Below are 2,500 nucleotides of genomic sequence, written 5' to 3' on the forward strand. Positions count from 1 at the left end.
GGGCGGCGTCAACTTCCGTTGGTTGCGGGGGCAGGATTTGAACCTGCGACCTTCAGGTTATGAGCCTGACGAGCTACCGGGCTGCTCCACCCCGCGTCAAGTTAGTTCAAGGCTGCGCAGTGCAGCCCGGCATTTTTAATTCCGCCTCGGGGGACCCGAGGCTGGGGCATGCTCGACCCCGCGGTAAACTTTATTGGCACTCAAGCGCCGTGCGGCCTCCGGCCTTGGCTTCCGCGCAAACGTGCGCGACGGCCGCTTGGCCTTTCCGTCCTACGGACGGCTGGAGTGTATACTCCAGAGCGGTCGACTGACCGCCGCCGACTTTTCGGCGCCCCCTCGGAGGCGTGAGCGTAAGCGAGCCTGCCGCGAGAGATAATCAACCTACAAAAAAAAGCGGCTTTATGGGCCGCTGTCTTTTTCATGCGCTATCGCCTAGCGGCTACTTGAGCGCGATGATTTTCTGACATTATGAATGGGTTTGTATTTTAAACTCATGTTTTTAATAGACCTGGCGACGACCTACTCTTCCGCGCCTTAAGACGAAGTACCATCGGCACAACCTGGTTTCACTTCCGGGTTCGGGATGGAGCCGGGTGGGACACAGGCGTCAAGATCACCAGGTCAATTAAAAACATGGGTTTGTTTTATATTCCGTTTTGATTTGGCCTTTTTGAGGCCAATGATAAGTTTTGCATGAGCGCGCATGAACGGGATCTTTTACAGATCTCATCTCTGTTCATGACGGGATATTCAAGTCTATTGAGTAATTAGTACCGGTCAGCTTCATGTGTTACCACACTTCCACATCCGGCCTATCAACGTGGTGGTCTTCCACGGCTCTCAAGGGAGAACTTATCTTGAGGGGGGCTTCCCGCTTAGATGCTTTCAGCGGTTATCCCTTCCGCACATAGCTACCCTGCAATGCGGCTGGCGCCACAACAGGTCCACCAGAGGTGCGTCCATCCCGGTCCTCTCGTACTAGGGACAGCTCCTCTCAATTCTCCTGCGCCCACGGCAGATAGGGACCGAACTGTCTCACGACGTTCTAAACCCAGCTCACGTACCTCTTTAAATGGCGAACAGCCATACCCTTGGGACCTGCTCCAGCCCCAGGATGAGATGAGCCGACATCGAGGTGCCAAACACTGCCGTCGATATGAGCTCTTGGGCAGTATCAGCCTGTTATCCCCGGCGTACCTTTTATCCGTTGAGCGATGGCCCTTCCACACGGGACCACCGGATCACTATGACCGACTTTCGTCTCTGCTCGACTTGTCAGTCTCGCAGTCAGGCAGGCTTATGCCATTGCACTCTCACAGCTGATTTCCGACCAGCCTGAGCCTACCATCGCGCGCCTCCGTTACTCTTTGGGAGGCGACCGCCCCAGTCAAACTACCCACCACAGAAGGTCCCGGCCCCGGGTTCACGGGGCGCGGTTAGATAATAGACAGGTTAAGGGTGGTATTTCACCAACGACTCCACCGGAACTGGCGCACCGGTTTCAAAGTCTCCCACCTATCCTACACATAACATATCCATTATCATTCTGAAGCTGTAGTAAAGGTGCACGGGGTCTTTCCGTCTAACCGCGGGTAGCCCGCATCTTCACGGGCAAGTCAATTTCGCTGAGTCTATGTTGGAGACAGTGGGGAAGTCGTTACGCCATTCGTGCAGGTCGGAACTTACCCGACAAGGAATTTCGCTACCTTAGGACCGTTATAGTTACGGCCGCCGTTTACCGGGGCTTCAATTCAGTGCTCTCACACCTCCTTTTAACCTTCCGGCACCGGGCAGGCGTCAGACCCTATACGTCGTCTTGCGACTTCGCAGAGCCCTGTGTTTTTAGTAAACAGTCGCCACCCCCTGGTCTGTGCCCCCTCCAAAAAGTTGCCTTCATGGAGGGCCTCCTTCTCCCGAAGTTACGGAGGCAATTTGCCGAGTTCCTTCAACATAGTTCTCTCAAGCGCCTTGGTATGCTCTACCTGTCCACCTGTGTCGGTTTCGGGTACGGTCTATATGATGAGGCTATTTCCTGGAACAGTTTCGCAGCCCCTCCAATCCAGTAAGGAGGAACAACTTACACCATCCGTCACATCTCATCAGGCCCAGTAATATTAAACTGAGTTCCCATCGACTACGCCTTTCGGCCTCGCCTTAGGGACCGGCTAACCCTGCGCAGATTAGCTTTACGCAGGAACCCTTGGACTTTCGGCGAGAGTGTCTCTCACACTCTTTATCGCTACTCATGCCAACATTCGCACTTCTGATACCTCCAGGCGCCCTCGCGGGTCACCCTTCGCAGGCTTACAGAACGCTCCGCTACCACTTGATACAAAGTATCAAATCCAAAGCTTCGGTACATGTCTTGAGCCCCGTTACATCTTCGCTGCGAGATGGCTATTAGACCAGTGAGCTGTTACGCTTTCTTTAAAGGGTGGCTGCTTCTAAGCCAACCTCCTGGTTGTTTTGGCCTTCTCACTTGCTTTCCCACTTAGACATG

Annotated in this window: 1 tRNA gene and 2 rRNA genes (1 of these 3 cut by a window edge); all 3 read right to left on the reverse strand. The window is 54.2% G+C overall.

The features are described 5' to 3' along the window. Nucleotides 1-19: 19 nt before the first annotated feature. Nucleotides 20-96, reverse strand: a tRNA-Met gene (locus FIV46_RS03960). 410 nt (nucleotides 97-506) lie between these two features. Then, nucleotides 507-621: ribosomal RNA gene (gene rrf, locus FIV46_RS03965) — 5S ribosomal RNA — on the reverse strand. A gap of 125 nt (nucleotides 622-746) precedes the next feature. After that, a 23S ribosomal RNA gene (locus tag FIV46_RS03970) occupies nucleotides 747-2,500 on the reverse strand (it continues 991 nt past the right edge of the window).

The organism is Emcibacter nanhaiensis (assembly GCF_006385175.1).
Classification (GTDB): domain Bacteria; phylum Pseudomonadota; class Alphaproteobacteria; order Sphingomonadales; family Emcibacteraceae; genus Emcibacter; species Emcibacter nanhaiensis.